Annotated in this window: 27 protein-coding genes and 1 tRNA gene; 11 read left to right on the forward strand and 17 right to left on the reverse strand. The window is 68.0% G+C overall.

The features are described 5' to 3' along the window. Together ACWGE0_RS43060 and ACWGE0_RS43065 are read right to left on the reverse strand one after the other, a co-directional pair. On the reverse strand, nucleotides 1-543 hold the full coding sequence (locus ACWGE0_RS43060; RefSeq protein WP_452266648.1) for an Asp23/Gls24 family envelope stress response protein: 543 nt from the start codon (nucleotides 541-543) through the stop codon (nucleotides 1-3). After that, nucleotides 534-1,091 (reverse strand): RNA polymerase sigma factor, encoded by a 558-nt coding sequence (locus tag ACWGE0_RS43065; RefSeq protein WP_452266649.1) that lies wholly within the window; start codon nucleotides 1,089-1,091, stop codon nucleotides 534-536. The genes ACWGE0_RS43060 and ACWGE0_RS43065 overlap by 10 nt, the downstream gene beginning before the upstream one ends. Before the next feature lie 197 nt (nucleotides 1,092-1,288). Here ACWGE0_RS43065 and ACWGE0_RS43070 point away from each other — a divergent pair, with 197 nt between their 5' ends. After that, on the forward strand, nucleotides 1,289-1,495 hold the full coding sequence (locus ACWGE0_RS43070) for a CsbD family protein (RefSeq protein WP_319964713.1): 207 nt from the start codon (nucleotides 1,289-1,291) through the stop codon (nucleotides 1,493-1,495). 9 nt (nucleotides 1,496-1,504) lie between these two features. On the opposite strand, the gene ACWGE0_RS43075 is transcribed toward ACWGE0_RS43070, so the two are convergent. The 5 genes from ACWGE0_RS43075 to ACWGE0_RS43095 form a co-directional block, all read right to left on the reverse strand. Beyond that, nucleotides 1,505-2,530 carry a saccharopine dehydrogenase family protein gene (locus ACWGE0_RS43075; RefSeq protein ID WP_452266650.1) on the reverse strand — a complete coding sequence of 342 codons (1,026 nt, stop codon included), beginning with the start codon at nucleotides 2,528-2,530 and terminating at the stop codon, nucleotides 1,505-1,507. Between the two features lie 9 nt (nucleotides 2,531-2,539). Next, on the reverse strand, nucleotides 2,540-2,833 hold the full coding sequence (locus tag ACWGE0_RS43080; protein WP_452266651.1) for a hypothetical protein: 294 nt from the start codon (nucleotides 2,831-2,833) through the stop codon (nucleotides 2,540-2,542). A 99-nt stretch (nucleotides 2,834-2,932) separates the two neighbouring features. Beyond that, nucleotides 2,933-3,418, reverse strand: a complete 486-nt coding sequence (locus ACWGE0_RS43085; protein ID WP_452266652.1) for a GNAT family N-acetyltransferase — start codon at nucleotides 3,416-3,418, stop codon at nucleotides 2,933-2,935. A 13-nt stretch (nucleotides 3,419-3,431) separates the two neighbouring features. After that, nucleotides 3,432-4,631, reverse strand: a complete 1,200-nt coding sequence (locus tag ACWGE0_RS43090; RefSeq protein WP_452266653.1) for a cytochrome P450 — start codon at nucleotides 4,629-4,631, stop codon at nucleotides 3,432-3,434. 24 nt (nucleotides 4,632-4,655) lie between these two features. After that, nucleotides 4,656-5,027 (reverse strand): hypothetical protein, encoded by a 372-nt coding sequence (locus tag ACWGE0_RS43095; protein ID WP_452266654.1) that lies wholly within the window; start codon nucleotides 5,025-5,027, stop codon nucleotides 4,656-4,658. A 262-nt stretch (nucleotides 5,028-5,289) separates the two neighbouring features. Here ACWGE0_RS43095 and ACWGE0_RS43100 point away from each other — a divergent pair, with 262 nt between their 5' ends. After that, entirely contained in the window at nucleotides 5,290-5,715 is a 426-nt protein-coding gene (locus ACWGE0_RS43100; protein ID WP_319964411.1) for a hypothetical protein, read from the forward strand. Further along, on the forward strand, nucleotides 5,705-5,956 hold the full coding sequence (locus tag ACWGE0_RS43105; protein WP_452266655.1) for a hypothetical protein: 252 nt from the start codon (nucleotides 5,705-5,707) through the stop codon (nucleotides 5,954-5,956). The genes ACWGE0_RS43100 and ACWGE0_RS43105 overlap by 11 nt, the downstream gene beginning before the upstream one ends. 4 nt (nucleotides 5,957-5,960) lie before the next feature. On the opposite strand, the gene ACWGE0_RS43110 is transcribed toward ACWGE0_RS43105, so the two are convergent. The 3 genes from ACWGE0_RS43110 to ACWGE0_RS43120 all read right to left on the reverse strand — a co-directional run bounded on the left by ACWGE0_RS43110 (nucleotide 5,961) and on the right by ACWGE0_RS43120 (nucleotide 7,050). After that, nucleotides 5,961-6,035 (reverse strand) — tRNA-Val (locus tag ACWGE0_RS43110). Between the two features lie 35 nt (nucleotides 6,036-6,070). Then, nucleotides 6,071-6,535 carry a peroxiredoxin gene (locus tag ACWGE0_RS43115; protein ID WP_452266656.1) on the reverse strand — a complete coding sequence of 155 codons (465 nt, stop codon included), beginning with the start codon at nucleotides 6,533-6,535 and terminating at the stop codon, nucleotides 6,071-6,073. 83 nt (nucleotides 6,536-6,618) lie between these two features. Further along, nucleotides 6,619-7,050, reverse strand: coding sequence for a DUF3052 domain-containing protein (locus ACWGE0_RS43120; RefSeq protein WP_086665815.1), 432 nt, complete (start codon nucleotides 7,048-7,050; stop codon nucleotides 6,619-6,621). Nucleotides 7,051-7,369: 319 nt separating this feature from the next. Here ACWGE0_RS43120 and aceE point away from each other — a divergent pair, with 319 nt between their 5' ends. Beyond that, complete coding sequence (gene aceE, locus ACWGE0_RS43125; RefSeq protein ID WP_452266657.1) at nucleotides 7,370-10,129, forward strand: pyruvate dehydrogenase (acetyl-transferring), homodimeric type; 2,760 nt, start codon at nucleotides 7,370-7,372, stop codon at nucleotides 10,127-10,129. 49 nt (nucleotides 10,130-10,178) lie between these two features. On the opposite strand, the gene ACWGE0_RS43130 is transcribed toward aceE, so the two are convergent. The 3 genes from ACWGE0_RS43130 to pnuC all read right to left on the reverse strand — a co-directional run bounded on the left by ACWGE0_RS43130 (nucleotide 10,179) and on the right by pnuC (nucleotide 12,233). Then, nucleotides 10,179-10,307, reverse strand: coding sequence for a hypothetical protein (locus ACWGE0_RS43130; protein ID WP_452266658.1), 129 nt, complete (start codon nucleotides 10,305-10,307; stop codon nucleotides 10,179-10,181). Nucleotides 10,308-10,452: 145 nt separating this feature from the next. Beyond that, nucleotides 10,453-11,625, reverse strand: coding sequence for a M14 family zinc carboxypeptidase (locus tag ACWGE0_RS43135; protein ID WP_452266659.1), 1,173 nt, complete (start codon nucleotides 11,623-11,625; stop codon nucleotides 10,453-10,455). After that, complete coding sequence (gene pnuC / locus ACWGE0_RS43140; RefSeq protein ID WP_452266668.1) at nucleotides 11,622-12,233, reverse strand: nicotinamide riboside transporter PnuC; 612 nt, start codon at nucleotides 12,231-12,233, stop codon at nucleotides 11,622-11,624. Before pnuC ends, ACWGE0_RS43135 begins: the two co-directional genes overlap by 4 nt. A 67-nt stretch (nucleotides 12,234-12,300) precedes the next feature. On the opposite strand from pnuC, the gene ACWGE0_RS43145 reads away from it, so the two are divergent. Both ACWGE0_RS43145 and ACWGE0_RS43150 read left to right on the forward strand, forming a co-directional pair. Further along, nucleotides 12,301-13,392, forward strand: a complete 1,092-nt coding sequence (locus ACWGE0_RS43145) for a phytase (protein ID WP_452266660.1) — start codon at nucleotides 12,301-12,303, stop codon at nucleotides 13,390-13,392. 9 nt (nucleotides 13,393-13,401) lie between these two features. Next, nucleotides 13,402-14,454 (forward strand): winged helix DNA-binding domain-containing protein, encoded by a 1,053-nt coding sequence (locus ACWGE0_RS43150; protein WP_452266661.1) that lies wholly within the window; start codon nucleotides 13,402-13,404, stop codon nucleotides 14,452-14,454. Here ACWGE0_RS43150 and rfbB read toward each other — a convergent pair. The 4 genes from rfbB to ACWGE0_RS43170 form a co-directional block, all read right to left on the reverse strand. Beyond that, nucleotides 14,444-15,418, reverse strand: coding sequence for a dTDP-glucose 4,6-dehydratase (gene rfbB / locus ACWGE0_RS43155; protein WP_452266662.1), 975 nt, complete (start codon nucleotides 15,416-15,418; stop codon nucleotides 14,444-14,446). The genes ACWGE0_RS43150 and rfbB overlap by 11 nt on opposite strands. After that, on the reverse strand, nucleotides 15,415-16,470 hold the full coding sequence (locus ACWGE0_RS43160; RefSeq protein WP_452266663.1) for a glucose-1-phosphate thymidylyltransferase: 1,056 nt from the start codon (nucleotides 16,468-16,470) through the stop codon (nucleotides 15,415-15,417). Before ACWGE0_RS43160 ends, rfbB begins: the two co-directional genes overlap by 4 nt. Before the next feature lie 135 nt (nucleotides 16,471-16,605). Next, nucleotides 16,606-17,379, reverse strand: coding sequence for a mechanosensitive ion channel family protein (locus ACWGE0_RS43165; RefSeq protein ID WP_452266664.1), 774 nt, complete (start codon nucleotides 17,377-17,379; stop codon nucleotides 16,606-16,608). A gap of 206 nt (nucleotides 17,380-17,585) precedes the next feature. Beyond that, the gene (locus ACWGE0_RS43170; RefSeq protein WP_452266665.1) at nucleotides 17,586-19,142 is read right to left on the reverse strand and encodes an alpha/beta fold hydrolase; all 1,557 of its coding nucleotides are present in this window, start codon (nucleotides 19,140-19,142) and stop codon (nucleotides 17,586-17,588) included. Nucleotides 19,143-19,262: 120 nt separating this feature from the next. Here ACWGE0_RS43170 and ACWGE0_RS43175 point away from each other — a divergent pair, with 120 nt between their 5' ends. The 5 genes from ACWGE0_RS43175 to fabF all read left to right on the forward strand — a co-directional run bounded on the left by ACWGE0_RS43175 (nucleotide 19,263) and on the right by fabF (nucleotide 24,072). After that, nucleotides 19,263-20,462, forward strand: a complete 1,200-nt coding sequence (locus tag ACWGE0_RS43175) for a PucR family transcriptional regulator (protein ID WP_319972483.1) — start codon at nucleotides 19,263-19,265, stop codon at nucleotides 20,460-20,462. Between the two features lie 194 nt (nucleotides 20,463-20,656). Then, nucleotides 20,657-21,586 (forward strand): ACP S-malonyltransferase, encoded by a 930-nt coding sequence (locus tag ACWGE0_RS43180; protein ID WP_452266666.1) that lies wholly within the window; start codon nucleotides 20,657-20,659, stop codon nucleotides 21,584-21,586. Continuing rightward, nucleotides 21,583-22,560 (forward strand): beta-ketoacyl-ACP synthase III, encoded by a 978-nt coding sequence (locus ACWGE0_RS43185; protein ID WP_452266667.1) that lies wholly within the window; start codon nucleotides 21,583-21,585, stop codon nucleotides 22,558-22,560. The genes ACWGE0_RS43180 and ACWGE0_RS43185 overlap by 4 nt, the downstream gene beginning before the upstream one ends. Before the next feature lie 43 nt (nucleotides 22,561-22,603). After that, nucleotides 22,604-22,840 carry an acyl carrier protein gene (locus tag ACWGE0_RS43190; protein ID WP_030465146.1) on the forward strand — a complete coding sequence of 79 codons (237 nt, stop codon included), beginning with the start codon at nucleotides 22,604-22,606 and terminating at the stop codon, nucleotides 22,838-22,840. Continuing rightward, a complete protein-coding gene (fabF, locus tag ACWGE0_RS43195; protein WP_319972486.1) occupies nucleotides 22,837-24,072 on the forward strand; it encodes a beta-ketoacyl-ACP synthase II in 1,236 nt (411 codons plus the stop codon). The genes ACWGE0_RS43190 and fabF overlap by 4 nt, the downstream gene beginning before the upstream one ends. The last annotated feature ends 178 nt before the right edge of the window (nucleotides 24,073-24,250 follow it).

The raw sequence follows: 24,250 nt of genomic DNA on the forward strand, positions 1-24,250 counted from the left end.
TCACCCCTCGAGAACGTCGGACACGACGAGGTCGAGGCGGGCCAGCCGCACGCCGATCCGTGCGGAGGCGGCGGCCAGCACCCTGCGCCGCACCTCCTCGTACGTCTCGTGCGTGACGTGTCCCGCCGTGATCGCGATGCTCAGCTCGACCTCGATCAACGGGTCCGCGACCGTCGACTCCGGCGCTTCCACGACCCGGCACCCCCGTGCCCGCACACCGTCCACACCGTCCGCCGCGTACCGGAGGACCGCCGCGACCGCCCGCGTGCTGATCCGCGCCAGGCCGTCGCCGGGCAACGGCACGACGTCCGCCCGCCGCACGTCGGCGCGCACGGCCGACATCACCCGGCTGACCAGGTCGCCGGGCGGTTCGACCTCCTCGCGGACCATCTCCGCGGTCGCCGCGCGCAGCACCTGCAGGCTCTCCCGCACCGCGGCGCAGTGCGGGCACGTGCGGGTGTGCTCGTCGGCGAGGTCCATCGCCTCCCAGACCTGTTCCACGTCCCGCCCGCACGGCAGGGCGTAGTCGGACGTCACCGCCACGGCGCCATCACCTCCGCGAGTTGTGCCCGTGCCCGCGCGAGCCTGCCGCGCACCGACTGCTGGGTCGTGCCGATCGCCTCGGCGATCTCGTCGTAGGACCGGCCGTGGACCTCGCGCAGCACCCAGCACGCCCGTTGTTGCGGGGTGAGACCGCGCAGTGCGGCCTGCAGCGCGTCGAGCTGCGCGTTCACCTCCACGGCGCGTTCGGGCCGGGTGCGTGGTGCCGCCGACTCCTGCTCGTCGAGCTCGGTGTCGGCGTGCGGCTTGCGTTTGCGCAGCACGTTCAGGCATTGGTTGGTCGTCGTGCGGTAGAGCCAACCGAGGAAAGCCCCGTCGTCGTTGAGCTGCCCCAGTCGACGCCAGGCCGTCAGGAACACGTCCTGCACCGCGTCCTCGGCGTCACCAGTGCTGCCCACGATGCGCAACGCCAGCCGGTACATCGGCCCCTGGTAACGACGCACGAGCTGCTCGTAAGCCCTCATGTCGCCGTCACGGGACCTCGCCACCAGCGTGGCGTCGTCGAGTGCGGCCGCCTCTGCCACGCTCATGCGCACACTCCCGCCCGTATTTGCTTCGTCGCCCGATGGACACGTTCGATCGCGGAACGTCACGCGGTTCCCGGATTTCCCGGTCGTGACCACCCTCACCCGGTTTTCACCCGACCGTGGCGTGACGTCCGGGAGGTGACGTCTGTCGAACAGGCGTCAACCAACCCCAGCTCGGGGGCTCAGCTCAGGAGGACGCGATGTCGCTGTCGGACAAGATCGGCAACAAGGCGGAGGACCTCGGCGGCAAGGCCAAGGAGGCCGCGGGTGAGGTCACCGGCGACCAGCAGCTCGCCGACGAGGGCCGCGCCGACCAGGCGAAGGCGGCGCTCAAGGACGGCGTGGAGAAGGTGAAGGACGCGGTCGGCGGTGTCGTGGACAGCGTCGCCAAGCACCTCAAGAAGTGACCAGCGGGGTCAGGTGCGACGGACCTCGCTTGCGACGACGCCGTCGAGCTCGCGTACGAAGTCAGCGCCGAACGCGCTGGACGGCGTGTGCGAGCCCGGCGCGACGCCGTTGATCTTGCCGATGGCGCGGAGCACGGAGTCCGCGGTGAGGCTGTAGGCGTTGGGCGTGGTGATCGCGCATTCGACCTTGGTCTGCGCGTCCCACGCCTCGCCGAACACCTCGGCCCTGGTGTTCGCGCGCTTGCGCTCGTCGGGGCCCTTCACCTTCCCGGCGACGGACTTCGCGACGCTCTGCACGATCGGCGCCTGCAACACAGGCGCGAAGACCTGCTGCAGCTGTCCGAGCACGCCGGGCACGATCGTGAACGTGGTGATGTTCGGTATACCGGTCGAACGGTATGCAGTAGACACGTCACCCCACGGGATACTGCCTACCTCACGCGGCCCCGACCGGAAGTAGGCCGTGCGCCTGCGGTGTCCGATGCGGACACTCCTGAGGTCGCCGTTCTCGCGGATCCGCCCACCGACGGCCGCGGCCTCCACGGACGTCTTGGTCGTACCCGCGCTCGCTCCTCCTCCGACGACGAACGCGAGGTCGAGGTGCGTAGCGGTGGGCAGGGCGTTCTTCAGGATCGCGGCGACACAGTCCGTGGGCACGACATCGAACCCGGCGCCGGGCAACAGCACGATGCCTGCCTTGCGCGCGTCGATGTCCCTCTGGCCGATGGACTCGAAGACGTCGATCTCACCCGTGATGTCGAGGTAGTGCGTGCGGGTCTTCAGACAGGCGTCGACCATCGCCGTGGAGGTGTGCGCGAACGGTCCGGCGCAGTGCACGACGGCGTCGACGTCCTCGAGGTGCGCCTTCGCCTGGCTCAGGTCGAACGCCCGGTGCTCGAGCCCCAGCGCGTCGGCGATCGGCTCGACCTTCTCCCGCGTGCGACCGGCGAGGATCGGCCGTTCCCCGCGCTTGACCGCCAGCTCGGCGATGAGGCGTCCGGTGTAGCCGTTGGCGCCGTAGACCATCCACGTCATGCCGCGACCTTACCGGCGAGTAGCGTTGCGTGAAGCGACCAAAGAGCCGATCAGCAGTAGTACGCCGAAGCCGATCAGCGGCAACGACCAGAGCAGCCGGCGATGCCTCAGGTCGGCGCAGATGTCCACATAGGCCGGACTGACCGCGGAGGCGGCGGGCTCGTCGAAACCGACGCCCAGCCCGTTGCCGCACGGGATGAGCGTGCCGCTCGGCGCCTCGACGGCCAGCATCACGAGCAGGATCGCACCTCCGCCCAGCAAGAAGGCGAGGCCGACCACGACGGCGAACGTGCGCACGGACATGGAAGAAAGTTACGTCTCAAATGGACTGGGGGATAGCCCTGGTCAGACGCATTGGGGTTGATCCCCTAATCCCCGGCTAAACGCTCTCACGCCCCCGTCTCACCATGCGAGCGAGAACGAGTAGCGCTGCTCCACACGGCCGTTGCGCGGATGCGGCGCAGGGTCGCCGACCTTGATCCATCCGAGGCGCTCGTAAAGCCGCACGCCCCTGACGTTGTCGACGTAGACCAACAGCTCGGCGTTCCGGTATCCGTTCTTGGTCAACGCATCGGGCAGGGCACGCAGCATCGCCTCGCCGACACCCCTGCCCCACGCCTCGGGGTGGACGCCCACGTAGTTGATGTAGGCGGTGTTCTCCTCCCGCGGCTTCGTCTCATGTGGACCGCCGGCGATGAACCCGACCGCCTCGCCACCCTCCAGCGCGAGCAGGAGCAGCGACGGTTCGTTCTCGAGCGCGTTCTCGATGCCCGGACGTGCCTGCGCGAGCGTCGGAACCTCGTCGTAGCCGTCCCTCGCCGTGACCGCGTGCGCCCAGATCAGCGCGGCCGTGTCGACGTGCTCAGGTCCGCCTTGGATGATCTCCATGCAGGCCAGCGTCTCAGCGTCGGAGGACGACCGGAAGCGATTTAAGGCTGCTCATGATGTCGTTGTGCGTCACAGCAGGCTGTTCGCCGCCCGCGTAGACCGTGCGCGGGAACCGGGCCGTGAGCTGCCGCAGCACGGTTTCGGTCTCCAGCCGCGCGAGCCCCGCTCCCAGGCAGAAGTGCGGCCCGTGCCCGAACGTCGCATGCCCCGTCGTCTCACGGTCGACCCGGTACTCGGCAGCGTCCTCGTGCGCCCGCGGGCACCGCCCCGCGGCTCCGAGGTTGATCAGCAGCAAGGTGTCCTTCGGAATCGTCGTGCCGTCGATCTCGACCGGCTCCGTGGTGATGCGATGCGTGGCGCTGCGAACCGGCGGGTTCTGCCGCAGCGTCTCCTCGACGAGCGCCGGCACCAGATCAGGGTCGGCCGCCGCCTTCTCCCACAGCCCGTTGTCCAACACGTCGTGCGCAACGTTCGCAATGAGGGCCGCCGTCGTCTCGTGGCCCGCAACGACCAGAAGGAACGCCATAGCCATCAGTTCGTCGTGGGTGAGGTGGTCACCATCGTCGTCGGCCGCAACCAACGCACCGAACAGCGAACTCTCGTCCAAGACATCACTCGTGAGCAACGTGTGGAAGTACCCGCCCAACGCGTCGCTCGCGGGCTGGGAGATCTCGGGATCCATCGACATCATGGTCTCGATCAACGTGCGAACCCGCGCCCGGTCCTGCTCCGGCACGCCGAGCACCTCGCCGATGACGTGCAACGGCATCGGCACGGCCAACGCGTCGACGAGGTCGATCTCCGTGCCGGCCGGCAGCCCGTCGATGAGCTCCGCGGTGATCTCCTCGATGCGCGACGCAAGCTGCTGCACCGCCTGGCCGTTGAACGCCTTCACCGCGAGCGCGCGCAACCGTGCGTGCTTCGGGTTGTCGCTGTTGAGCATGCTCGGCCCGAACAGCCCAGCAAGGTCCGTCTGCGTACTACCCAACGCGGCGAGCTGACGCTTGATCTCACGCTGCAGGGCGTCACTGTCCTTGGACAACCTGCGGTCACTGAGCAACGCGCGTGTCAGCTCAAGCCCAACCGTGACCACCTGCACCTGCACGCCGTTGGGAAGCGTCACCGCGTGCAGTGGCCCTGCTGCTCGTGCGTCGTCCTCGATCCGATGGTGTTCGCGTGCCCGCAAATCGCCGCCGGTCAACAGGTTCGACATGGTCGGGCAGCCTCCAGAACTCGACTACTGCAGTGCGTCCAGCACCCCGATCGTTTCTACCGCAGGCAACCGCGGCGGCGAGGCGGCAATGGCCTTCCGTCCCAGCACCCACTCCGGCAGATGATGCTGCAACGCCGCCCGCCCCTGCCCGGTGATGTCGACCGGCGCCGCCATCCCGTGATCCATCGCTCGCTCAGGCTTGACCCACGCGATCCACCCCCGCAACGCCAACACCTCCAGGTCGTCCGCATCCCACTGCTTGGCGGGCCGGTGCTCGAGGTACCAACTCGTGGCACCACGATGCACGCCACCCTGCTCGGCGAGGGCGAGCAGCTTGATCTGCTCCTGCGTGACGGTGGTGCTGACGGGCTTCGCGGCTTTGCCCTTGCGCTTCACAGATCGTCGTCCTTCGGAGGTGGCGGGCCCAAACGTCCCCGACAAACGCGAACAAGATACGGCACCACCCCGGCTCGTTCCAGCTGTCCGAGTCGATCGGGCCACGAGCACCGCGTGCTCCCGGCGTCAGCCAATGTGCCCGATCAACCTCGAATGGAATAGCCGAGCGACACCTCGCACTTGTTCAGAGCGACCGTAACGCCTATGCGGACCACGCGATATGCCCACAGCTGACAGAAGTGGGCATTGAAGCGAGGTGCATGTGCTCCGCGAACTCCTGATCACCGTGACAATCGCGGGTGGCACAGCGCTGCTTCAGACCATCATGAAGGGAAGCAGCCGAACAAATCGCGCGGGAAGTCGCCACGGACTCAGTGTCGACGACGGGCTCTTCTGGTCGGACTGGACCATTTCCGCAGTACTCGCGTTGTCGGGCTCGGTCATCGCCGCAACGGGAAGCGGCAAGCCCCTCGGGCCGGACGTGGGTGCGATCGCCTGGGGATACGGCGCCATCATCGCCGGCGGCATCCTGTTGCCGTTCTTCCTCCGCACGTTCGCATACGGTCCCAACGCCCAGCTGAACCGCATGGGTCCCGGAGGAAGCGGATGGCTCATCCTCGCGAACGCCGCCGGTATCGGCATCCTGTTCATGGCAGTTGCCGCGGGGGTGCAGGTCTATGAATGGTAAGAAGAAGAAAAAGAAAAAGAGCGACCAAGCCCGTGACGTGGCAGCGGCGCTGGCAGGGGCCGCCTCCTTCGCGATTCCCATTGCCGGAGTCGCCACCGTACTGGGCGTGGGCGCGGTTCCGGCGCTCGGCGTTGCCGTGATCGCGAGTGCCGCCGCTACTCAAGTCGCTTCCGCGTACATCCGAGCCAAAGATCGCAAAGAGAAAGACGCGCCCAAGCGACGGGATGACCCGGAAGAATAGAGTGTGGTGGGCGCGACAGGGATCGAACCTGCGACCGCTCGGGTGTAAACCGAGTGCTCTTCCGCTGAGCTACACGCCCCGACCCGGGCCCGAAGACCCAGGGGTACAGCTACATCATGCCTTGAGAGAGGCTACGGCCTTCTTCCAGGCGTCCTGATCGCGGGCCTCGCCCGGTGCGTTGACCTCCGCGAACCGGACGACACCGTCAAGATCCACCAGGAACGTGCCTCGCAGCGCCATGCCCACGGCCTCGTTGAACACGCCGTAGGACTGCGCGACGGCGCCGTGCGGCCAGAAGTCGGACAGCAGCGGGAACTGGTAGCCCTCCTGGTTCGCCCACGCCTTCAGCGCGAACGGGGAGTCCACCGACACGCCCAGCACCTGGACGTTCTCGTCCTCGTAGGTCGCCAGTTCGTCGCGCAGCTGGCAGAGCTCGCCGTGGCAGGTGCCGCTGAACGCGAACGGGTAGAAGACCAGGAGAACGTTCTTCGCGCCACGGAACGACGACAGCGTCACAGGCTGCTTGTTGTAGTCGTTGAGCGTGAAGTCCGGGGCTTCCGAACCGACCTCGACCGCCATGAAACCGACCCCTCCGGTTGACCGAGACGAACCACGGGCGGTGTCAGTGCCCGTGGATCAACCCTATGTCAGCCCGAGGTTGGTCAGCGCTTGGCCTTGGCGGACTTCGGCCACACCAGGCGGGTGCCGGCCCAGTCGTCCGCCACGCTGATGTTCGACGTCTGCGAGAGGCCGGCCGTGGGGACGGCTTCGGCGATGTCGCTCGGCTCGACGTGCCCGGGGCGGCCGGTCTTCGGGGTGAGAACCCAGATCACGCCGTCCTCGGCGAGCACGCCGGTAGCTTCGAGCAAGGCGTCCACCAGGTCACCGTCGTCCTCCCGCCACCAGAGCAGCACGATGCTCACAGTTTCGTCGGCATCCTCGTCGAGGAGGTCGCCCCCGATCTGCTCCTCGACTGCGGCACGGAGGTTGTCGTCGACGTCCTCGTCCCAGCCGAGTTCCTGGACGACCATGCCCGATTCGATCCCGAGCTTCTCGGCGACGCCGATCTTGCCGGCGTCTTCCGCGGCGACCACGGTTTTCACTCCTCCAACTACGCAAGAGCGACAGCCCTAAGACTGCCGCCAGAGTCCGTTACTCGGGCTAGCGAACACTGTCAGCTACCTCCGGCGCAACTGTTGACCACTTGACACGCCGGAACAGGCACCCCTGTGAAGATCCCTAGACTGGCATGAGGCACGCTCTACATACCTCTTATCGCGCGCGCGTGAGCGACACGATCCAGAACTACCGATCAGTAGCGGTGACGAAGTCGTCGCGCAAGGACAACGATAGGAGCGCGTGGCACGGTTTCCGGGCCATCGCGAGTACCGCCAACGAAGCCGAGGAGACACCTTGAGCCCGCAGAACACAGGCCCCGAGCGGGTACGTGTCATTCGCGACGGTCTGGCAGCACACCTGCCGGACATCGACCCCGAAGAGACTTCGGAGTGGCTCGAGTCGTTCGACGAGGTGCTCAAGGGTGGCGGTCAGCAGCGGGCGCGTTACTTGATGCTGCGGCTGCTGGAACGCGCGGGCCAGAACCAGGTCGGCATCCCCTCGCTGACCAGCACGGACTACGTCAACACCATCCCCACCGAGCGGGAGCCGTGGTTCCCCGGTGACGAGGAGGTGGAGCGTCGCTACCGTGCGTGGATCCGCTGGAACGCGGCGATGACGGTGCACCGCGCGCAGCGGCCGGGCGTGGGTGTCGGTGGACACATTTCGACGTACGCGTCCAGCGCCTCGCTCTACGAGGTCGGCTTCAACCACTTCTTCCGCGGCAAGAACCACCCCGGTGGCGGCGACCAGATCTTCATCCAGGGTCACGCCTCCCCCGGTATCTACGCCCGTGCGTACCTCGAGGGCCGGCTGTCGGAACACCAGCTCGACGGCTTCCGCCAGGAGTACTCGCACGCCGGTCCGGGTGGCGGCCTGCCGTCGTACCCGCACCCGCGGCTGATGCCGGACTTCTGGGAGTTCCCCACGGTCTCCATGGGCATCGGCCCGATGAATGCGATCTACCAGGCGCGGTTCAACCGCTACCTGCGTGACCGCGGCTTCAAGGACACGTCCGACCAGCACGTGTGGGCGTTCCTCGGCGACGGCGAGATGGACGAGCCGGAGTCGCGCGGCCTGCTGCAGCTCGCCGCGAACGAGCAGCTCGACAACCTCACGTTCGTGGTCAACTGCAACCTGCAGCGCCTCGACGGCCCGGTGCGCGGCAACGGCAAGATCATCCAGGAGCTGGAGTCGTTCTTCCGCGGTGCCGGCTGGAACGTCATCAAGGTCGTCTGGGGACGCGAGTGGGACGCGCTGCTGCACGCTGACCGCGACGGCGCGCTCGTCAACCTGATGAACGCCACGCCCGACGGTGACTACCAGACCTACAAGGCGAACGACGGCGCGTACATCAAGGAGCACTTCTTCGGCCGCGACCCGCGGACGAAGGCTCTCGTCGAGCCGATGACCGACGACGAGGTGTGGAACCTCAAGCGCGGCGGCCACGACTACCGCAAGGTCTACGCGGCGTACAAGGCGGCGACCGAGACCGTCGGCCAGCCGACCGTGATCCTCGCCAAGACCATCAAGGGCTACTCGCTCGGCAAGCACTTCGCGGCTCGCAACGCGACGCACCAGATGAAGAAGATGACCCTGGACGACCTCAAGGGCTTCCGGGACAGCCTGCGCATCCCGATCTCCGACGAGGTGCTCGAGAAGGACCCGTACCTGCCGCCGTACTACCACCCCGGGCAGGACAACCCGGAGATCCAGTACATGCTGGAGCGCCGCCGTCAGCTCGGTGGCTTCCTGCCGGAGCGCCGCACCAAGTCCAAGGCGCTGGTGCTGCCGGGCGACAAGGTCTACGACGGCATCAAGCGCGGCTCAGGCAAGCAGGAGGTCGCCACCACGATGGCGTTCGTCCGGCTCGTCCGCGACCTCGCGAAGGACCCGGAGATCGGCCCGCGCATCGTGCCGATCATCCCGGACGAGGCACGAACGTTCGGCATGGACTCCATGTTCCCGACGCAGAAGATCTACAACCCGAACGGCCAGGCGTACACCTCGGTGGACGCCAACCTGATGCTCGCCTACAAGGAGTCCGAGCAGGGCCAGATCCTGCACGAGGGCATCAACGAGGCGGGTTCCACGGCGTCGTTCACGGCAGTCGGCACGTCCTACGCCACGCAGGGCGAGCCGATGATCCCGATCTACATCTTCTACTCGATGTTCGGCTTCCAGCGCACGGGCGACGGCCTGTGGGCGGCGGCGGACCAGATGGCGCGCGGCTTCGTGCTCGGTGCCACCGCGGGCCGCACCACGCTGACCGGTGAGGGCCTGCAGCACGCCGACGGCCACTCGCTGCTGCTCGCGCACACGAACCCGGCCGTGGTCTCGTACGACCCGGCGTGGTCCTTCGAGGTGGCGCACATCGTCAAGGACGGTCTGCGGAGGATGTACGGCGAGAACGCCGAAAACATCTTCTACTACATGACGGTCTACAACGAGCCGTACGTCCAGCCCGCCGAGCCGGAGAACCTGGACGTGGAAGGCCTCCTGCGGGGCCTCTACAAGTACCAGGACGGCCCGCAGACCGGTGGTCCCCGTGCCCAGATCCTCGGCTCTGGCGTGGGCCTCCCGTGGGCTCTCAAGGCCCAGAAGCTGCTCGCCGACGAGTGGGGCGTCTCCGCGGACGTGTGGTCCGCCACGTCGTACTCGGAGCTGCGCCGCGACGCCGTCGACACCGACCGCCACAACCTGCTGCACGTGGACGCCGAGCCGCGCGTGCCGTACGTGACGCAGGTGCTGAAGGACGTGCAGGGCCCGGTCATCGCCGTGTCCGACTGGGCGTCGGCGATCCCGGACCTGATCCGCCCGTACGTCCCGACCGACATGACGACCCTGGGCACGGACGGCTTCGGCTTCTCCGACACCCGCCCGGCCGCCCGCCGCCACTTCCTGGTGGACGCGGAGTCCGTCGTGGTCGCCACGCTGGCCGCCCTGGCCCGGCGCGGCGAGGTCGAGCAGGCCAAGGTCGTCGAGGCGGCGCGCAAGTACCGCATCAACGACGTTCAGGCCGCCGGCCCGTCCACGGGTGACGCGGGCCTGGCGTAACCGCCAGAACCGTCTGAGGGGCCGTCCCGCACGCGCGGGGCGGCCCTTCTCACGTCCTGAGGGCGTACTCGGTGAACTGACCGGCGATCATGAACCCGAGACGCCGGTAGACGGGCTCACCGTCCTCAGATGCCTGCAGGACGGCAATGCGGTGGCCCTCAGCGCGTGCGGTGCGCAACGCGGCCAACGTGACCGCACCGCCGTAGCCGCGTTCGCGGCCAGGACCACCGCGTAGTCCGCGAGTTCCTCCTCGGCGGGTTGCAGATCGAGGCGCCGCCGTCATCGGACCACGTCGCCAAGATCACCTGCGACCGAAATGCGGGTCAGCACTGGGCCACGGGCTGAGCCTTCAGCAGCGGTTCGTCGGCGCGGGCGTCCATCAGGAGCGGGATCAGCGCGCGGGCCTCCTGCTTCAACGGAACGATCCGATCGCCGCCGCGGAGGTACTGCGACTTGATGCCGTGCAGAGCCAGTTCGTCGGCAACGTCGCGGTACTGAGCACCCGTCAGCACGTACCCGCACGGCGGAGTCGCCAGGACGTCCTCAGGAGCCGGAGCCTGGTTGTCGGCGCCGCCGAAGTACAGCGGGCCGGACCGCACAGCGCGTGACGCGGCGTTGGCGGTTTCGATGGCCGAGCGGTTCTCGCGGACGAACGACTGGGTGCCGTCCAGGGCCTTCAGGTGCGACTCGACGCGGTAGGCGGGGGTGCCGTCGGTGTTGGTCTCGACCAGCAAACCCATGCCGTGCTTCAACCCACCGGTGTTGCGGAGGATGCGTTCCTGGCCGTCGCCCGCGACCTGACGGACGGGCTCGCCGGTCACCGGGTCGACGTAGATGCCGTAGACGCCGGACGTGCGGCCGGCGGCCTCGACGGACGGGCGCACATACGAGCGGGACAAGGTCTCGGACAACGAATGCACGCCGTCAGCCACGTTGAGGTTGCGCGGCCACAGCCAGAGGACGTCCTTCACGTAGTAGGGCGCGGTGGGGCCGAACTCGTGCAGGTCGTGGATGACGTCGGGCTTCCAGTCGCGGATCACCGAGGCCATCGCGCGGGCCTCGGCGGTCTTCAGCAGCAGGTGGTCGCGATTGATGTCGATGCCGAACGAGTTGCCGCGGGTGTCGGCGGCGCGGCCGTCCGGGTTGGCGTTCGGGACGAACAGGTAGGTCACCGACGACGAACGCGGCAGCGAGCGCATGCGGATCAGGCACGCCTCGCGGCCGGCGGGTTCGTCGCCGTGCTGGGAGCAGATGAAGAGCACGACCGTGCGGGCCGACGCGGGGCCTACGCGGACGAGTTGGACCGGGCGGCCTTGGGCCGTGGTCCCGATCTGTGAGGTGGGAAGGTTCAGGGCACGCAGGTAGGTCTGTTCCTCGGACTCCGTCGTCCACTTGCCGGTCAGTTCGAACCCGGTCCGCGGGGGCTCGGGAGCCGCCAGGGCGGGAACGGGAACCAGCAACGAAGCAGCAGCCAATAACGCGATCAATCCCCTCATAGAGGAGACTTTGCCGCCTGTGTCAACCGGCGGGCGGTGCGCGTCCAGTCGAGGAAACCGTGGATCACCAGGCCCGCGAAGATCAGGTAGACGAACGCGCTGAAGTACAGGCCGGACTTGATCTGCAGCGGCACGCCCACGGCGTCGACCACCAGCCACACCAGCCAGAACTCCACCAGACCCAACCCCTGCAGCGCGAACGCCAGGATCGTCCCGATGAAGATCGCGGCATCCGGCCACGGCGCCCAGGAGGCGTCGAGCCAGTCCAGAACCAGCGCGAACGCGACCGTGCCGGCGACGAAAACACCCACCACCGCGGCACGTTCCCGCCACGAGCCGGTCCGCACCACGACACCGAACACCGGGTCGCGGTGACGCACCCACGCGTACCAGCCGTAGACGGCGATCGCACCGACGACGACCTGGCGGGTCGCGAGACCGCCCAGGTGCGCCGACAGGTAGACGGTGAAGAGCAAAGCGACCGAGACCAGCTGAACGGGCCAGGTCAAGAGTGAACGGCGCTGCGCCAGGAACACCACGGCGAGCGCCAGCACCTGTCCGACCAGCTCCGTGTACGCGATCTTCTGTCCGAAGATCGTCAATCCCACCTCGTACCACACGGCTTGTTCCCCCGGGGTTCAGTCGCCGTATACCGGTGTTTCCTACGGTCCCACCATGTCATCTTCCTTAGCGCTCGCGCTGGTGCCTTTGTTCCTCACCGCGCCCGCGACACCCGTCATCACACCGACGGTGATCACGCAGACGTTCGAGGAGCCCGCGGACGCGGACGATCCGGCCATCTGGGTGAACCCGCGCAACACCGAACGCAGTGTGGTCCTGGGCACGCTCAAGGAAGGCGGCCTGGCGGCGTTCGACCTGAACGGCCGCACCATCGGGATCTACCCGGCGCCCCAGCCACCCACGCCGGACGCGAAGCCCGGCCGGTTCAACAACGTCGACGTCCTCGGCGACCTCGCGTTCGTCAGCGACCGCGGCCGTGACCGCGTCCGGGTGTTCCGAGTGGACGAACGCGGCGTGAAGGACGTCACGAACCCCGCCACCAGGCCGGTGTTCAGCAAGACCGAGCAGGAGGTCGACGACCAGCACAACGTCTACGGCCTCGCCGCCGGGCACGTCAACGGCAAGGACGTGGTCGTCACCAGCCGGCGCAACGAGACCAGCATCGCGCTCCTGCAGGTCGCCAAGGACGACAAGGCCTACGACACCAGGAAGGTGTCCACTCTGGACCTTCCGAGCACCTTCACCCTGCCGAACGGCCAGCAGTGGACGGTGTGCGGCGAGCCCGGCGAGGGCCCGCAGGTCGAGGGCATGGTGATCGACGAGCGCACGAACACCCTGTACGCCGCGCAGGAGGACGTCGGCATCTGGCGCATCCCGTTGCGCGCCAGCGGCTTCGGCAAGCCGCAGCTGGTCGACAAGGTCCGCACGTGGGGTGCGCCGCAGAAGTTCAACCCCGAGACCGAGGAGTGCGAGGCGGACGGCCCGAACCCCGGCTTCGGCGGCAAGTGGCTCGAAGCCGACGCCGAGGGCCTGACCATCGCGAACGACGTGCTGCTCGCGTCCAGCCAGGGCGACTCGCGGTTCGTGGCGTACCGCAAGGCGGACATGAAGCCGCTCAAGGACTTCAGGATCTCCGACGTCGAGCACTCCGACGGCGCCGACATCGTCCTCGGCAAGCTCAACCTGCTCGTCGTCCACGACGGCGAACGTCCGAACGGCACCGGTTTCGCGTTCATCAGGTTCTAACCTGTCCCCATGGGGACGCAAAACCGGATCCTGGGCCAGGACCAGCTCAACCGGGCACTGATCGAACGCCAGATGCTGCGCGAGCGCGCTGACCTCAGCGCGTTCGCCACCATCGAGCGCCTCGTCGGCATCCAGGCGCAGGAACCGAAATCGCCGTACATCGGCCTGTGGACGCGCCTGAACCACTTCCAGCCCCAAGAGCTCGAAGACCTGCTCATCGGCAGGCAGGCCGTCCGCGTTCTGCTCATGCGCGGCACGATCCACCTGGTCAGCGCCGCAGACGCGCTCGCGCTGAGGCCTCACATGCAGCTCAGGCTCGACCGCGAGCTGCAGAGCGGCCCGTTCGCGAAACGACTGCAGGGCCTCGACCTCGACGCCGTCGCCGAAGCCGGCCGCAAGATCCTTGAGGACGAACCGCAGGGCACCGCCGAAGCGGGCAAGCAGCTCAAGCAACGGTGGCCGGACCGCGAGCACACCGTCCTCGGCAACGCGCTGCGCAACAAGCTCGCCCTCGTCCAGCTCCCGCCGCGCGGACTGTGGCACCGCAGCGGCCGCGCGATCTGCACGCCCCTCGAAGCCTGGATCGACCAGGAACAGCACGCGATGCCCCGCGAACGACTCGTGCTGCGCTATCTCAAGGCGTTCGGTCCCGCGACCGTGATGGACGCGCAGCAGTGGTCCGGCCTCACCAAGCTCGGCGAGGTCTTCGAGCAGCTCAGGCCTCAGCTCGTGACCTTCCGCAACGAGGCCGGCAAGGAGCTGTTCGACCTCCCCGACGCCCCGCGCCCAGACCCGGAGACCCCGGTGCCGGTGAGGCTTCTGCCCGAGTTCGACAACATCCTGCTCGCCCACGCCGACCGCCGCAGGGTCATCGCGGACGACCGCCTCGGCGTGGTAGTCGGCGGCAAACCGACGGTCCTCGTCGACGGCTACGTCGTCGCCACCTGGTCGATCACCAAAGACCGAACAGTCACCGTCGACTACCTCGACAACCTGCCGCAGAGCAGGCAGAAGGCGGTCGCCGAGGAGTGCGACCGCCTTCAGGACTGGATCAGGACGTGAAGTCCCGCAACGGCTTCCACCACGCCGGGTGGTCGCGGTACCAGGCGACGGTGTCCGCCAGGCCCTGCTCGAACGACACCAGCGGCTCGTAGCCCAGCTCGGACCGGATCTTCGTGTCGTCCAGCGCGTACCGCTGGTCGTGCCCGAGCCGGTCCGCCACCCGCTTGATCAACGCCGGTCCCGCACTGCACAGGTCCAGCAGCGCGTGCGTGATCTGCAGGTTGGTGCGCTCGTTGCCGCCACCGACGTTGTAGATCTCGCCCGCCCGCCCAGAAGCGAGCACCAGCTGGATCGCCCGGCAGTGGTCGGAGACGTGCAGCCACTCCCGCACGTTCGAGCCGTCCCCGTACACCGGCACCTGAAGCCCGTTGAACAGGTTCGTGATGAACAGCGGGATCAGCTTCTCCGGGTGCTGGTACGGCCCGTAGTTGTTCGAGCAGCGCGTGATCGACACGTCCATCCCGTGCGTCCGCCAGTACGCGCGGGCGATCAGGTCACTGGACGCCTTCGAGGCGGCGTAAGGAGAGTTCGGCTGCAGCGGCCAGGTCTCCGTCCAGGCACCCTCGTCGATCGACCCGTACACCTCGTCGGTGGACACGTGCACGACCCGGGACACCCCGGTGCGGCGACAGGCTTCCAGCAACGTCTGCGTGCCGAGAACGTTGGTGAGCACGAAGTCCGCGGCCGCCGTCAGCGAACGGTCCACATGCGACTCGGCGGCGAAGTGCACCACCGCGTCGTGGCCGGGCAGCAGCTCCAGCAACAGCTCCAGATCGCAGATGTCGCCTTCCACGAACGACATCCGCGGGTGCGTCGCCGGCAGGTTGGAGCGATTTCCCGCGTACGTCAGCTTGTCCAGCACGGTGACGTGCGCGTCCTCGTAGCCCGCGTACCCACCGTCGAGCATGGTGCGGACGTAGTGCGAGCCGATGAACCCGGCCGCCCCGGTGACCAGCAGCTTCACGCCGCCACCTCCACATGTGCGTCGTCACCGACGACCAGCCGGTGTTGTTTCGCCGACCCGACCCGGGCCTTCCGTCCGATCAACGACGTCTCGATGCCGGAAACGTTGTGCACGAAGGCACCCGACAGCACGATCGAGTCCGAGACCCCGGACTCGGTGATCCGGCAGTCCGCGCCGATCGCCGTGTACGGCCCCACGATCGACTCCTCGACCAGGGTTCCCGCGCCGATGATCGCGGGCCCGACGATGCACGACCGCACGACGCGCGCGCCCTCCTCGACCACGACCTCCCCGATGAGCGTGCTCTCCTCGTCGACGATGCCCTGGATGTCCGTGCGCAGCCTCATCAGCACCTCGCGGTTGCACTCCAGCACGTCCTCGACCTTCCCGGTGTCCTTCCAGAACCCCGAGTAGATCCGCGCCCGCACGTCGCGCTCGTGCGTCACCAGCCACTGCAACGCGTCGGTGATCTCCAGCTCGCCCCGCCACGACGGCTCGATGGCGTCCACCGCGCGGTGGATGAGCGAGGTGAAGAAGTACACGCCGATCATGGCGAGATCGCTGCGCGGCTCCTGCGGCTTCTCCACCAGCCGCGTCACGCGCGAGTTCTCGTCCACCTCCGCGACGCCGAACGCCCGCGGGTCCTCCACCTTGTAGACGACGACCTGCGCGGACGGCCGCACCGCCGCGAACTCGTCGGCGATCTCGGAGATGCCCTCGATGAGCATGTTGTCGCCCAGGTACATCACGAAGTCGTCGTCGCCGAGGAACGGCCGCGCGATCTTCACGCAGTGCGCGAGTCCCAGCGGCGCGTCCTGCGGGATGTACGTGATCGCGACCCCCAGCGCGGACCCGTCGCCCAGCACGTCGGAGATCTCGTGAGCGCGGTCGCCGACGATGATGCCGATCTCGGTGACCCCGATCTCGCGGAGGTTGTCCACCACGTACTCGAGCACCGGCTTGTTGGCGATCGGGATCAGTTGTTTCGGCATCGAATAGCTGAATGGTCGTAGGCGTGTTCCCGCGCCTCCGGACAGCACCAGGGCTTTCATGGAACTTCTCCTCCACCGACTGTCACGTGGAACCGAGGTTCGCCGTCCGTGGTGGACCGCAACTGGAGAACTGCCTAAACAACGAAGAAGGGGCCCGCGCTGTGATCAGCGCGGGCCCCGACTCCCGAGATGGGACTACCTGTCGGTCATCGGCATGCCCGACGGCGGCGTCGGGGCGTCACCCGCACGACCGCCCACGTTCGCGGGCATCTCCTGCGACGCACGCGGCATCGGCGACTGGGCCGCGGCCGCCTCGTCCTGCATGCGGTTCAGCCAGCCCTCCCAGCGCTGCTGCATCGGGCGGACCAGGCCGCCACCCACACCGATGACGATCACGCCGGCGACGGTGGCGAGCACGGCGATCAGCACCGGCATGGTCACCGAGATCGCGATGCCCAGCTGGTTGAGCGCCGCGATGACGCCCAGCGCCATCACGAAGCCGTAGGTGATGTTGCCCATGATCTTCGTGTACGAGCGCTGGCCCAGCGCACCGGTCACGATGCCCTTGAGCGCCGTACCGATCGCCGACGCGACGATCACGAGCACCATCGCCACGACGATGCGCGGCAGGTACGCGATGACCTCGTTGAGCAGCGTGCTGACGGGGTTCGACGCGCCGAACACGCCGAACGCCAGCTGCAGCGCGATCAGCAGCACGAAGTAGTACACGATCTTCGCGATCAGGCCGGTCGCGTCCATCGACGACTGCTTCATCGCGCCGTTGAGGCCCGACTTGTCGACGAGCTTCTCGAAGCCGACGCGCTTGAGCAGGAACTGCACGCCCTTGGCGAGCGCCTTGGCGATGAACCAGCCGATGACCAGAACGAGCAGGAAGCCGAGCAGCTTCGGCACGAACGTGGCGACCATCGCCCACGCCTGGCCCAGGCCCTCGGTGATTTGCGAGCCCACGGGCCCTCCTAGAACAAAGTTGCGGTGAGTGAAGATCCGACCAGTTGATCGTTTCGCGGATCACACCGCTTCACAACTTCGACACTGTGACACGAAAGGGTGGCTGACGTGGATTTTTGTCTCAATACAGTCCAGAGTGGAACTACCGGTGGGGACCGGGGAGAGGGAAGCGCCCGCCACGCTCCGTGTCGGGCGCTTCCACATTTCTACGGTCGAGCCGACAGTCCCCTGCCGTCGAGGTAGCCCTGGATCCGGTCCGGCGACAACGCCGGCGCCGCCCCTGCCTGACCGTCCTTCGGCACGTCCGGCCGCGAATCGCCCGCGCACTCGGAACTGCTGCCCGGCAGCGCCCCGTCGATCAGGTACCGGTTGACCTTGTCGTCGACGCACTTGTTGCCGCCGTTGTAGAGGCCGTGCTTGCCCTCGTCGACCACGGTGATCAGGTTGTGCCCCAGCCGTGCCGCCATCGCCGGGCCGCCCGCGTACTGGGTCTGGGTGTCCCCTTCGGACTGCACGACGATGCCGACCGGGTACCCGTTGCGGCCGATCTTCACCGCCTCCTCCGGCGGGGTGAACGAGCGGAACGTGCACGTCATCGGAGCGGCGCGGACGATGCCGAAGCCGTACGGGTAGCGCTCGCGGAACGTGCGCATGTCCTCGTAGTAGACGTGCAGGTCGGTCGGCCAGGCCGATTCACAGGTGACCGTGTCGAACACACCGGACCGCAGCTCCTGCAGGCTCGTCTTCGCGAGCACCTGCCCGGCCTTGGCGCCCTCGGCGTTCTCCGGCTTCTCCCCCGACCGCAGCTTGATCACGATCGACGCCAGGTCAGACCACAGTGGACGGTAGCGGGCGCCCACACCCAATGCGCCGTCGAAGGAGGAGCGGTCGTGCTCACCGACCGGCGTGGCGTGCACCTTCGCGGCGACCTTCTCCACCTCGGCCAGCACCTCCGCCTGCGACTTGCCCAGCGCGAACTTCTCGTTGCGCTCCCCCACCCACGTCGCCCACATCTCGACGTCCTGCCGGTACGCCACGGCCTGCTGCCGGAACTGCTCGTGCCAGATCCACTCCGGGTGCACCGCCGAGTCGAGCACGCTGCGGTCGAGCCGGTTCGGGAACAACGTCCCGTACACCGCGCCCAGGTACGTGCCGTAGGAGTAGCCCAAGTAGTTGATCTTCGGCTCACCCAGCACCGCGCGCATGAGGTCCATGTCCCGCGCGGTGTTCGCGGTGCTGATGAACTGGCGGATCCCCCCTGCCGACTTCTGGCACGCCTCCTCCGCCTCGCGCGCCTCGGCCGCCCACTTGCCGAACTCCTCGTCCGCGGGACGGGATTCCGGCGCGGCGATCGCGGGTGCGGTGCGGCAGTTCAGCGCCGTCGAACCACCGACACCGCGCGGATCGAAGCCGATCACGTCGTAGACCTGCGTGAGCTCGGACTTGGCCAGGAACAGCGGCAGGCCGAGCCCGGAACCACCAGGTCCACCCGGATTGGTGAACAGCACGCCGCGCCTGCGGTCCTGCGCCGCCGCCTTCTTGCGGCTGATCATCAGGTTGATCCGGTCGCCCGCGGGTTTGGTGTAGTCGAGCGGCGCGACGAGCGTGGCGCATTCCAGCTCGGCCAGCTTCCCGCTGCACGGCGCCCACTTGACCGGCTGCGCGGTGAACTCGGCGAGCGGGTCGGGAGGGTCGGCCGACGCGGTCACGCCCGTGGCGGCGAGCGCACTCGCGGCCAGCACGATTGCCAGGAACCTACGCAAGACGAAACCTCCGCGCCGAACGAACAGACCACTGCCGCCCGACGGTATGGCTGATCATGTGCCCGCATGGGTTCTGTCACCCGTCCCGGTGATGTCCATTCGAACGCCTAAGCTGCGGGTATGACCACCCCCAAGGCGAAGGAGGAGCACCCGCCCACCCTCTCGGCCCGCACGATGCGCAAGATCGAACGCGCGTCCGGCTCGCTCGCCACCGCGAGCGTGGCAGAGATGGAACGACGGCTGCCCTGGTTCGCCAGGATGCCCGCTGACCAGCGCGCGAGTGTGCTGCTGTTGATCCAGAACGGCGTGGCGGGGTTCGTCGAGTGGCTGCACGACCGGCAGCAGGCGATCCGGCTCACCGCGGACGCTTTTCGGTCCGCCCCCAAGGACATCTCCCGCTGGGTGAGCCTGCGCCAGACCGTCGAGCTCGTCCGGATAGCGCTGGAGCTGTTCGAGGAGCAGATGCCGGCGATGGCCGCGACCGAGGCCGAACGCGCGCTGCTGATGGAGGGCGTGCTGCGGTACGGGCGGGAGATCGCCTTCTCCGCCGCCACCTCCTACGCCGCGGCCGCCGAGGCGCGCGGCGCGTGGGACGCCCGGCTGGAAGCGCTGGTCGTGGACGGCATCGTGCGTGGCGACCCCGAGGAGTCGTTGCTCAGCAGGGCCGCGGCGCTCGGCTGGGACCCGGCGATCGAGGCGACCGTGCTGGTCGGCAACCCCGGCGGGGAGGACCCGCCGACGATCATCTACTCGGTGCGCAGCAAGGCGGCTCGCGCGGGACGGCCGGTGCTGCTGTCCGTGCAGGGCTCCCGGCTGGTCGTCGTGCTCGGCGGGCCGACGGAGACCGGCGAGGACGTGCTGGGGCGCATCGCCGAGGGCTTCGGCGAGGGACCTGTGGTGGCGGGGCCCACCGTCGTCAACCTGTCCGAGGCCCATCGCAGCGCCAGCGACGCGTTGAGCGGGCTGCGCGCGGTCGTGGGCTGGCCCGCCGCGCCCCGGCCCGTCCGCTCGCTCGACCTGCTGCCGGAACGGGCGCTCGCGGGCGATCCGGAGGCCGAGTGGCAGCTGGTCGACAGGGTTGCCCGGCCGCTGGAGGACGCCGGCGGCGCCCTGCTGGAGACCGTGGACGCCTTCCTGGAGGTCGGCGGCGTGCTGGAGACGTGCGCGAAAAGACTGTTCGTGCACCCGAACACGGTCAGATATCGCCTTCGGCGCGTTCAGGAAATGACGGGAAGAAATGCACATGACGCTCGAGACGCGCTTGTGCTTCGCGTCGCTTTGTCTGTAGGACGTCTTGCACGCTCCCGGGGCCTGTGGTAGCCCACGGCCTGTGACGGAGTTCGCACACATCCGTTAGGGTGAGAGCCAAACGACCTGGCCACGCGCTGAGCTGGGGATACGTCCAGCAACGTTCACCCTGCCGACACTTTTGTAGGGTCTCTACAAATACGATCGCAGTACTTCGTTCTTTACGGCATGGGGTACCGGTGGGTTCACCAGCTTTAGTAATCCACGTGATCGCACTCCTCGCGCCCGGACAAGGGTCCCAGACGCCCGGCATGCTCACCCCCTGGCTCGAACTGGAGGGGGCGGAGAAGCAGGTCCGCACGTGGTCGGAGATCACGGGCCTCGACCTCGTGCGCCTCGGGACCACCGCGGAGGCCGACGAGATCGTCGACACCGCGATCACCCAGCCGCTGGTCGTGGCCCTCGCGCTGCTCGCGTTCGGTGAGCTGCGCCGCCGCGTCGAACTGCCCGCCGGCCTCGTCGTCGCGGGTCACTCGGTCGGAGAGCTGGCCGCCGCGTCGATCGCGGGCGTCATCAGCGCCGACGACGCGGTCGCCCTGGCCGGTGTGCGCGGTGCCGCGATGGCACAGGCGTGCGCGCTCGAGCCGACCGGCATGGCCGCGGTGCTCGGCGGCGACGAGCAGGAGGTGCTCGCGCGCCTCGAGGAGCTCGGTCTCGTGCCCGCCAACCGCAACGGCGCCGGTCAGATCGTCGCGGCCGGTCCGCGTGCCGCTCTCGACGAGCTCGCGGAGACCCCTCCGGGCACGGCGAAGGTCCGCAAGCTGGCCGTCGCGGGTGCGTTCCACACGAAGTACATGGCGCCCGCAGAAGACGCGGTGCGCGCGCGTGCCGCCGAAGTCACCACGCACGACCCGTTGATGCCGCTGCTGTCCAACAAGGACGGTCAGGTCGTCACCGAGGGCACCGAGGTGCTGCGCCGCCTGGTCTCCCAGGTCACCAGCCCGGTCCGTTGGGACGTCTGCCAGGCGACGCTCGTCGAGAAGGGCGTGTCCGGCTCGGTCGAGCTGCCGCCCGCCGGCGCTCTCACGGGTCTCGCCAAGCGTGCGATGAAGGGCACCGCCACCCTCGCCCTGAAGACCCCCGACCAGCTGGAAAAGGTCGCGGAGCTCTTCAACACCGTTGGAGCTACTAAGTGACGACCTTCCAGGCCCCGCAGGCATCTGCCGGGAGCCGCATCATCGGACTCGGCAGCTATCAGCCCGAGACGGTGGTGAGCAACCACGACCTCGCCCAGCGCATGGACACCTCGGACGAGTGGATCCGCGAGCGGGTCGGCATCGTCAACCGGCGGGTGGCGGCGAAGGACGAGGGCGTCGTCGACATGTCCGTCATCGCGGGCACCAAGGCGATCGAGGACGCGGGCCTCACGCCGGCCGACATCGGCGGCGTGATCGTGGCGACGTGCACCATGCCGTCGACCATCCCGAACGCCGCGGCCCAGGTCGCCACCAGGCTGGGCATCACGGCGGCCGCCGCGTTCGACCTGAACGCGGCGTGCGCCGGCTTCTGCTATGCCGTCGCCACCGCCTCGGACATCGTCCGCGGCGGCACGGTGAAGAACATCCTGGTCATCGGCGCGGAGAAGCTCACCGACTGGACCCACCCCGACGACCGCTCGACCGCGATCATCTTCGCGGACGGCGCGGGTGCCGTCGTCGTCGGCGCCAGCGACGAGAACCAGATCGGCCCGGTCGCCTGGGGCTCGGACGGCACGATGTCCGAGGTCATCAGGATCGACGACCGCGACTCGTTCATCCACCAGGAAGGCCAGACGGTCTTCCGCTGGGCGACGACGCAGATCTCGCCCATCGCGATCCGCGCCGCCGAACTCGCGGGCGTCGAACTGTCCGATGTGGACGTGTTCGCCCCGCACCAGGCAAACTTGCGGATCATCGAGGCGATCGCCAAGCGCCTGCGCAACAATGGTGCGCGGGAGGACCTGAAGGTCGCTCGAGACATCGTCGAATCCGGCAACACCTCCTCCGCCTCGATCCCCCTGGCGCTCGATCACATGCGGGCGGCGGGCGAGATCTCCAGCGGAGACGTGGTGCTGATGGTCGGGTTCGGCGCAGGCCTGTCCTACGCGGGACAGGTGGTCACGTGCCCGTGAGTGCCCCCAGTTTTTCCATCGTTTCAATCGAAAGGGAACTTCAGTGAGCGACAACGTCCTGTCCGGTCTTGCCGAGATCGTCGAAGAGGTCGCCGGTGTGGCCGCCGACGACGTCACCGCTGAGAAGTCCTTCGTGGACGACCTCGACATCGACTCGCTGTCGATGGTCGAGATCGCCGTCCAGGCGGAGGACAAGTTCGGCGTGAAGATCCCGGACGACGAGCTGGCCAACCTCAAGACCGTTGGTGACGCGGTGAACTACATCACCAGCAACAAGTGACGTCGGACGTCGACGTCGTCATCACCGGGCTGGGTGCCACCACCCCGCTCGGTGGTGACGTGATGTCGACGTGGGACGCGCTGCTCGCCGGCAAGAGCGGGGTCCGCCCCATGACCCACGACTGGGTCGACAAGTACGAACTGCCGGTCAAAATCGCGTCGGAACTCGTAGTCGACCCCACCGAGGTCCTGCCCCGCGTGGAAGCGCGGCGCCTGGACCGCTCCGAGCAGGTCGCCATCGTGGCGTCCCGCCAGGCGTGGTCCGACGCCGGGCACAACGACGACACCGTCGACCGCCAGCGCCTCGCCGTCATCATCGGCACGGGCATCGGCGGCGCCATCACCCTGCTGACCCAGGACGACCTCCTGGAACAGCACGGCCTGCGCAAGGTGTCGCCGCTGACCGTCCCGATGCTGATGCCGAACGGCCCGGCAGCCCACGTGGGCCTGGAACTCAAGGCCCAAGCAGGCGTGCACGCCCCGGTCTCCGCCTGCGCGTCAGGCGCAGAGGCCATCGCCTGGGCCTACCGCATGATCAAGTCCGGCGAAGCCGACGTGGTCGTCGCAGGCGGCGCGGAAGCGTGCATCACGGCAATCCCGGTGGCGGGCTTCTCACAGGCCCGCACCATGAGCACCCGCAACGACGAACCAGAAAAAGCCTCGCGCCCGTTCGACACGGCCCGCGACGGCTTCGTACTGGGCGAAGGCGCGGGCGTCATGGTCCTGGAACGCCGCGAGTTCGCCGAAGCCCGAGGCGCCAAGATCTACGGCCGCCTGGCAGGCATCGGCACCTCAGCCGACGGCTACCACATCACCGCACCAGACCCCGAAGGCGTGGGCCAGTCCCGCGCCATCGCAGCGGCCCTGCGCTCAGGCGGCATCGAACCGTCCGACGTGGGCCACGTGAACTGCCACGCCACCTCCACCCCGGTAGGCGACGTCGCAGAAACCGTGGCAATCCGCAAAGCAATCGGCGACCACCCGGTCCTAACCGCCCCCAAGGGCGCCCTGGGCCACCTCCTGGGCGCAGCAGGCGCAGTAGAAGCCATCGTGACCGTCCTGTCGATCCGCGACGGCGTGGTTCCCCAAACGCTCAACCTGGAGAACCTCGACCCCGCAGTAACCCTCGACGTAGTCGCAGGCGAACCCCGCAAGATCAAGCTAGAAGCCGCAGTGAACGACTCGTTCGGCTTCGGCGGCCACAACGTGGCCCTGGCCTTCACTCCGGCCTAACAAGCACCACCCCGCCACACACAACGCCCCGGTCCGCACGCGGACCGGGGCGTTGTGCTTGCCGCACAAGGCAAACCAAGCGAAGCCGAAGGCGAGGCGACCCGAAGGCGAAGCCGAGGTGTCCTTAGCTTGTAACAGCGTGCCGGGCGGGTCCCCGTCACGAGTCGTGCCTCAGCAC

Source organism: Lentzea sp. NPDC054927 (assembly GCF_053610285.1).